The 6,992-nt window shown below is 65.3% G+C and carries 7 protein-coding genes, 1 tRNA gene and 1 pseudogene; 6 read left to right on the forward strand and 3 right to left on the reverse strand.

The genetic code is table 11. From position 1 onward, the window contains the following. Positions 1-397 precede the first annotated feature (397 nt). The gene (gene mptB / locus FFS25_RS13120; RefSeq protein ID WP_137803227.1) at positions 398-1,960 is read right to left on the reverse strand and encodes a polyprenol phosphomannose-dependent alpha 1,6 mannosyltransferase MptB; all 1,563 of its coding nucleotides are present in this window, start codon (positions 1,958-1,960) and stop codon (positions 398-400) included. 177 nt (positions 1,961-2,137) lie between these two features. On the opposite strand from mptB, the gene orn reads away from it, so the two are divergent. Next, on the forward strand, positions 2,138-2,767 hold the full coding sequence (orn, locus tag FFS25_RS13125) for an oligoribonuclease (protein ID WP_137803231.1): 630 nt from the start codon (positions 2,138-2,140) through the stop codon (positions 2,765-2,767). A gap of 154 nt (positions 2,768-2,921) precedes the next feature. Beyond that, a tRNA-His gene (locus FFS25_RS13130) sits at positions 2,922-2,997 on the forward strand. Here FFS25_RS13130 and FFS25_RS13135 read toward each other — a convergent pair. Next, complete coding sequence (locus FFS25_RS13135) at positions 2,990-3,598, reverse strand: hypothetical protein (protein WP_249933911.1); 609 nt, start codon at positions 3,596-3,598, stop codon at positions 2,990-2,992. The two genes, FFS25_RS13130 and FFS25_RS13135, sit on opposite strands and share 8 nt — an antisense overlap. A 198-nt stretch (positions 3,599-3,796) precedes the next feature. On the opposite strand from FFS25_RS13135, the gene FFS25_RS13140 reads away from it, so the two are divergent. From FFS25_RS13140 to FFS25_RS13155, 4 genes are read left to right on the forward strand one after another with little or no spacing between them, the layout of a single operon-like run. Continuing rightward, entirely contained in the window at positions 3,797-4,069 is a 273-nt protein-coding gene (locus FFS25_RS13140; RefSeq protein WP_137803228.1) for a cupin domain-containing protein, read from the forward strand. An 8-nt stretch (positions 4,070-4,077) separates the two neighbouring features. Then, a complete protein-coding gene (locus FFS25_RS13145) occupies positions 4,078-4,815 on the forward strand; it encodes an SDR family NAD(P)-dependent oxidoreductase (protein ID WP_249933912.1) in 738 nt (245 codons plus the stop codon). Further along, entirely contained in the window at positions 4,812-5,450 is a 639-nt protein-coding gene (locus tag FFS25_RS13150) for a hypothetical protein (RefSeq protein WP_137803230.1), read from the forward strand. Before FFS25_RS13145 ends, FFS25_RS13150 begins: the two co-directional genes overlap by 4 nt. A gap of 55 nt (positions 5,451-5,505) precedes the next feature. Beyond that, complete coding sequence (locus FFS25_RS13155; protein WP_058871191.1) at positions 5,506-6,414, forward strand: alpha/beta hydrolase family protein; 909 nt, start codon at positions 5,506-5,508, stop codon at positions 6,412-6,414. A gap of 349 nt (positions 6,415-6,763) precedes the next feature. On the opposite strand, the pseudogene FFS25_RS13630 reads toward FFS25_RS13155, so the two are convergent. Then, positions 6,764-6,992 (reverse strand): annotated as a pseudogene (locus FFS25_RS13630) (hypothetical protein); the annotation flags it as partial.

Genomic DNA, 6,992 nt, shown 5'->3' on the forward strand with positions numbered 1-6,992 from the left:
GTGGTAGTGAGGCCCTGGTCGATCACGGAGCGGGCGATGACGATGTTGCGCTGGGTGCTCATCCGGCATCGTCACCGGGGCCAGGGTGTCAAGGATGTCGCGACTCACCGGTCTGTCCTGAGTCGCGACATCGTTGACAGACGATGTCGCGGCTCAGCCTCTTCTCGCGGCGAGTCGACGAGCAGGCGGTTCGTGACAGATATGCACGCCATCCGCGCTGATGGCGTGCATATCCGTCACTAACGGGAACTGCCGTAGGCTCACGCGCTCACGGCGGACGTTCAGGCGCGGGGACCCTGCCGTTCGCACATGGATCGTCTTGCGCACTGTCAGGGACCCATGCCCCTGGGCGTCCCCGTCATCGATCCCTGGGACGCGCAGAACGGTTCCTGAACCCTCAGATCACCACGGGCTGATTCGGGTCGATGCTCCGCGTCCGCCGGCTGCGTCGGGTGGAGGGGTCCAGGAACCAGAGGTACGCCCCGTACGCCACGCCGATCACCGCGGCGATGGTGCGGCCGGATCCCAGGTCGATGTCGAGGTACGGGAAGACGTCGAGCTGGTCCGAGATCGCGTAGATCATGAAGAACACGGTCAGGAAGAGCAGGACGTCGGTCTGCCAGTCCGGGCGGATGCCGGTCACCGCGAAGAACGGGATCAGCCACACCACGTACCAGGCCTGGATCATGGGTGAGAACACGACGATCGCCGCGAAGGCCAGCGTCATGCGCCGCACCACCCGCTCGTCGCGGCCCGTGAACATCAGCCATAGGATGATCGGCACCGCCAGCGCCTGACCGGCCGAGTGCACGAAGCCCCTGGCGGCCCCCGCGTCGCCGCCGAACAGCCCGGCGATTCCCCCGATCACCACGCCCAGCAGGCCGATCGGGGCGTACCAGATGAACGAGGTGCCCGTGGTCGACAGGCCCTCGATCCAGCCCCAGCCGAAGCCGGACATCCAGCCCAGCACGGCCATCACGGCGATCGCCCAGGCCAGCGTCAGGAACCAGATCAGGAACTTCCGCGGCCACGACGCCCCGCGCCCGGCCCACAGGAGCCCGATGAACGGCAGCAGCACCACCGTGATCGGCTTGATGCCGATCGACAGGACCACCAGGGCCGTGCCTGCCAATCCCCCGCGCCAGTCGCGCCACGCGGCCGCGACCAGCACGCCGAGCAGCGCCAGCGCGGTCATGATGGCGTCGTTGTGCACGGCCAGGATGAAGTTCACCAGCAGCAGCGGATTGGCCGTCGACAGCCACAGGGCGCGCGTGGGATCGATCCCGTGGCGCTGCGCCAGCCGGGGAACGGTCCAGGCCAGCAGCATCACGGACAGCACGCACAGGATGCGGAACAGGAAGACCGACGAGTCCGGCTCCGCGCCGGTGATCCCGACGATCGCCCTCTCCATCATGATGAACAGCGGCCCGTACGGCGGCGGGGACTCGCTCCACAGCTGATCCGCACCGAGCTGGAAGAAGTTCTCGATCGTGGAGACGCCGGCCTCGTAGGGGCTCAGCCCGGCAGCCGCCACCCGGCCCTGGCCGATGTACGAGTAGACGTCGCGGCTGAAGATCGGCACGGAGAAGACCATGGGCACCGACCAGGCGATGGTCGCGGCGGTGACCCACCTGCGGGATCCGGGCCCCCACCCCTGCAGCTTCTGGCCCAGGCGGAACCACTCGCGCACCAGCATCATGGATCCGATCGCCACCAGGATGATCGACAGGATCGCGCCCGGTGTGGTGAAGCGCAGCTCGATCACCAGGGGGCTGCGCCGCAGCTCGGAGACCCCTGCCAGCCAGCCGACCCCGTAGGAGCCGATCATCAGCAGCACGGATCCGAGAGTCCCGAAGACGACGGAGCGCAGGATCGACCGCTCTGCGCGCGCGGAGCGCGGCGGGGTCGTCGCGGTGTCGGCCGCCGGCTCGGGCGGCTGCTCGGTGGTCGTCTCTGGCACGGATCCCCTCACGGCGGTCTGCTGACGGTCGATCGGGCGGCACGGTCCTGTTGCAAGAGCCGCCCGCAGTGGCCGTCATCCTACCGGCGCGCCGCAGCTGAGACTCCTCGCGACGGATATGCAGGGCTGTCCGCCGCCCCGGCTACAGTGACCGACGTGGCTCTCTCTAATGAACGAATGGTGTGGATCGACTGCGAGATGACGGGTCTGTCCCTGACGGACGACGCCCTCATCGAGGTCGCGGTGCTCGTGACCGATGATCAGCTCAACGTGCTCGGCGACGGCGTGGACGTCGTCATCCGGCCGCCGGAGGGCGCGCTCGAGCAGATGGGCGACTTCGTGCGGAACATGCACGTCGAGTCCGGCCTGCTGGAAGAGCTGCCGTCGGGGACCTCGATGGAGGAGGCCCAGCAGCAGGTCCTCGACTACATCCGGACATGGGTTCCGGAGCCGGGAAAGGCACCGCTGGCCGGCAACTCCGTGGGCACCGACCGCACGTTCCTGGTCCGGGACATGCCGGAGGTCGTGGAGCACCTGCACTACCGGATCATCGACGTCTCCACGATCAAGGAGCTGTCCAGGCGCTGGTTCCCCAGGGCCTACTTCCAGTCCCCGGACAAGACCGGCAACCACCGCGCCCTGGGCGATATCAAGGACTCGATCGACGAGCTGCGCTACTACCGCGAGGCCGTGTTCGTGGACGACCCCGGCCCCTCCTCCGAGCAGGCCAAGGAAGCCGCCTCTCGTGTGGTGGCGGCCCGGCGCCTGGCCGAGCAGAGCGGCTCCCAGGACGAGCCGCAGGCCTGAGGTCCCGCGCCGCCCCTGCGGCCGTGCGATCTGCGCGTGACGAGATCGACATCGTGCGCGCGGAAGACTCAGGAATGGGTTACAGTAGTCCGCGTTGCTCAGCGGCTGACAACGTCTCCCCTGCGGAGACGGCCCGGCCGTGGAGAGCAGCTTGGTGGGCGTAGCTCAGTCGGCAGAGCGCCTGGTTGTGGTCCAGGAGGTCGCGGGTTCAACCCCCGTCGCTCACCCCAAACGGGTCAGGTGTGAACTTTCGACCAAGGGTCCGCCCTTGGTCGAGGTTCCCACCTGGCCCATTTTCTTCGCTTCGGCGGTCCAGCTCAGGGCGTCGGCATGGAGGCCAGGGGTGCCCAGCCCCTCGTACGGGTTCCGGTAGCCGACGCGCACGTCGTTGGCCTCGTCGATGTAGAGCGCCTTGAACAGCGCCTGATTGATGAGCCGCCGGTTCGCGTCGTCGGCGTGCTCGTAGATGTCGGCGGCATTGGACAACAGTTTCAGGGTGTCGTCGAGATTCTCTCCCGCAGCGGCGTAGTTGCCGTGGTGCGCGGTGATCCGTTGCTCGATGGTCTCCAACGACGCCATGATCCGGTCCTGCTCCCTCTTGAGGAGGTCGAGCGGGATCGCCCAGGCGTAGTGGGCTTGGAGCAGCTTCTGCTGCTCGCCTTCGAGCGGAATTCTCCGGAACGCAAGGTCGGCGAGCTCGGCGGCTCCTTCGGCCATCATCTCGTCGAACTTGGCATGAATCATCCCCGAGGCCGCCTCGATCGTTTGCGGGTCGATCTGCACCTTGACGTATAAGCGCTCGACGAGTCGTTCGACCTGCTCGATCAGCATCGCCTGCCGGGTTCAGGTACCTCTGCCACCGTGACGGCTGGCGCAGACGAAGTACGGGTAGATCTTGCCCTGACTGCTCTTCGCGCTGGACACCAGCAACCGCGACCCGCACTGCCCGGGACTGCCGCATGGATAGGTCAAACTGGAAACCGAGCCATAGGTCAGGTCAGAGTGGAAACCAAACCGTAGGGCAAGTCCATGCGGCAGTCCCCCTTGGGGGTCAATCGCACCTATTACCTGCCAGTCGGTGCGATAGACCCCCAAGGCCCGCATGCGGAAGACGAGATCTACGTCATCCTCGAAGGACGGGGCATTCTGCGTACGGTAAGCGGTGCCAGCGTGGCCGTGCCAGGTGCAGCTCTGTTCGTCCCGGCAGGCGAGCACCACTCCTTCACGGAGATCACCGAATCGCTGTTCATGCACGTCATCTCCTCTCCAGCAGAGGGAACCAACGCGAGGGCAGAAAAATGAGTTCGACCGTGACGATCGTCACCGGCGGCAGCCGAGGAATCGGCGCTGCGGTCGTGCGCCGCCTGGCTGCCGCAGGCCACCATGTTCTGCTGGTCTACAGCCAGGACGACCACGACGCAGCGGTGACCGCGAAACGCTGCACCACGGAAACCGCAAAGGTCGTGCCGTGCAAATGCGACATCGCCGCGCCCGGATCAGCCGAGGTCGTCTTCGACGGGGCCGCACAGCTCGGGGTGCAGGTGATCCTCGTCAACAACGCCGGGGTCACCGGGAGAATCAGCTCGCTCGCCGATTCCGATGCCGAGGCGATTCGTGACGCGGTCGACGTCGACCTCACCGCTACGATCCTGCTCTGCCGCGAGGCGATGATCCGTTGGACGGACGCTGGCCGAGCACGGCAGAGAAGCATCGTCAACCTGTCCTCCGTCGCCGCGAAAACCGGATCTCCCGGGGAATACGTCTGGTATGCGGCAGCGAAGGCCGGGGTGAACGCGCTCACCGTGGGGTTGGCCGCAGAAGCCGCACCTCACGGAATCCGGGTGAATGCAGTGAGTCAGGGCACAACGGCCACGACGATCCATGCGCGGGCGGGCCGCCCCGACCGCGCAACCGAAGTCGGGGCGCGATCGCCGATGGGGCGGCCCGCTCAACCAGAGGAGATCGCTGCTGCTGTCGAGTGGCTCGTCGGCCCCGAGGCCAGTTACGTCAACGGTGCGATTCTCGACGTCGCCGGAGGAACGCGATGAGCCAAGAATTTTTCCGTGAAGCGACCTCAGCGGTGAGCTGGGCTGTTCCGCCGGGCAAACCCGACCCGATCTTCGGCACTGGCGCAACCCGCGCCGAAAAAGGTCTCGCGAACATCGTCGGCCTGATCGGAGCGGTCGGGATCACCGCACTCGCCCTGGGAACGAACGCGTCTTGGAGCTGGGCACAGTATCTTCTTGCCGTCATCATCTCGTTCGATGTGGTCGGCGGCGTCGTCGCCAACGGCCTGAACTCCGCAAAACGTGACCACTTCGGTTCGCACGGAGAGAGACCGGAATCCTTTGGGATGAAACTCGTGCGGCGACCTGTCCTCTTCACGGCGCTGCACTTGCATCCCATACTCATTGCCCTGGTGTTCGCTCCGACACTCTGGTGGTGGGGCGCGCTCTGGTATCTCTTCACCCTCGCGGGTACCATCGCCGTCCGACGTTCAGCGCTGTATCTCCAGCGACCGGTCGCCTTGGCGTTCTGCGCACTCGCGGGCATTGCAGCATTATGCACCCCGGCCCCTGATCTCTGGGCGTGGTTGCCCGTCCTGCTCACCATGAAACTCGTGCTCGCCCACGGTGTGCAGGAAGAACCTTATCGACCAGAGAGCGTCGGCTCACGAGAGTAGCTGAGGGCAGATCGTGTGAGAACGAGAGGCACTCGGAATCGAAAGGAGATGTCGGGTGATCGAATCCGAATATGAGTACGAGGACGTCGCGATTACCTGCGCCGACGGCGAGACGATCCAGGCTCGGTATTTCTCCTCCACAGCACCGGCCCGTGACATCGAGCATGTTGTGATCATCGCCCCGGCAACCGGTGTGCAGGGCCGATACTACTGGCGATTCGCGAGTTACCTGGCTGAGAACGGAGTCACTACCCTGGTGCCCGACTATCGAGGTATCGGCCGCTCGGCACCGAACACTCTCAAGGAGTACCGGAAAGCGAAGATTCGATGGCACTACTGGGGTACGCGTGACCTTGAAGCCTGCATTCTCTGGATACGCAAACGCCACGGAGCGCAGGCGCGCCTAAGCGCCGTCGGCCACAGCTTCGGAGGCTACGCGGCAATCCTCGCGGAGCACGCGTCTGAGATCGACCGGCTACTGATGGTGGGCGCCCAGCACGCACACTGGCCGGATTACGACAAGAAGCACAGGCTCAGCCTATTTATCAAGTGGCACGTCTGCATGCCGGTGATTGCTCGAGCACTGGGCTACTTCCCGGGAAAGAAGCTCGGATGGCTGGAAAATCTGCCACAGGGCGTCGCCCTCGACTGGGCGCGCGGAGCATCGGACTACTCGAAGACGATCGGCCCCGAGGGAGAGGCGATACTGCGCCGAAGCGCTCAGCTGACGCTCCCGGTATTGGCGGTGAATCCAACTGACGACCCATATGCCACACCAGCAGCGGTGCGAAGAACACTGAACTATCTCCCTCAAGCCGAATGCGAGGAGATCTACCTGCACCCCCGGAACCTCGATGTAGACGAGATCGGGCACTTCGCACTTTTCCGCCAACGCTTCCAAAAAACCTTCTGGACAGCAGCCTTCAGCTGGTTAACTGGCTCTTCAGAGTTGAGTGTGGGGTGAGGCGTCGAGGCCGCCGGTGATGAGGAGCATGCGGAGGCGGTAGTGCTCGACGTTCCGGAACCCGGCGGCGATGCGGCGGCCGAGCTCGATGATTCCGTTGGTGGGGACCGACGCCTGAAGAGTCCCGGGAGCCCCCGGAAGGCCTCCGGTGGTGCGGGCTCAGGCCCGCGGAGGATGGTGGACGCGCATCGCAGGGCGCTTCTTGATCATGTGCTTCCCGGAACGCCTCGTGGGCGCCTCACCCACTCATAGCGGGTGAGGCGCCCACGAGGCGTTCTCTCCCCCGGAGACAGCTGATCTTCTCCATGGGGAGGTAATTTCCGGGTAGGAAGACGGTGGCAGGCCGGGGTCAGGAGCTGACCGAGGCGCTCTTCTTGGTCTTGACGATCTCCAGGGCGCGCTTGAGGTAGCTGCCGAACACGGGGTAGTTCTCGCTCATCGGGAAGTGGCCGATCTCCTTCATCTGGCCCTTCACAGATGAGTGTGGGTTGGCTGCCGAGATCGGGTCCTCTGGGTGATGCGCAGGATCGGCGTGGTCCTGATGCGCGTTGTGCGCCGAGGATCGCGGGGATGTCACA

This window comes from Kocuria sp. 2SI (assembly GCF_005502825.1).
GTDB lineage: Bacteria > Actinomycetota > Actinomycetes > Actinomycetales > Micrococcaceae > Kocuria > Kocuria palustris.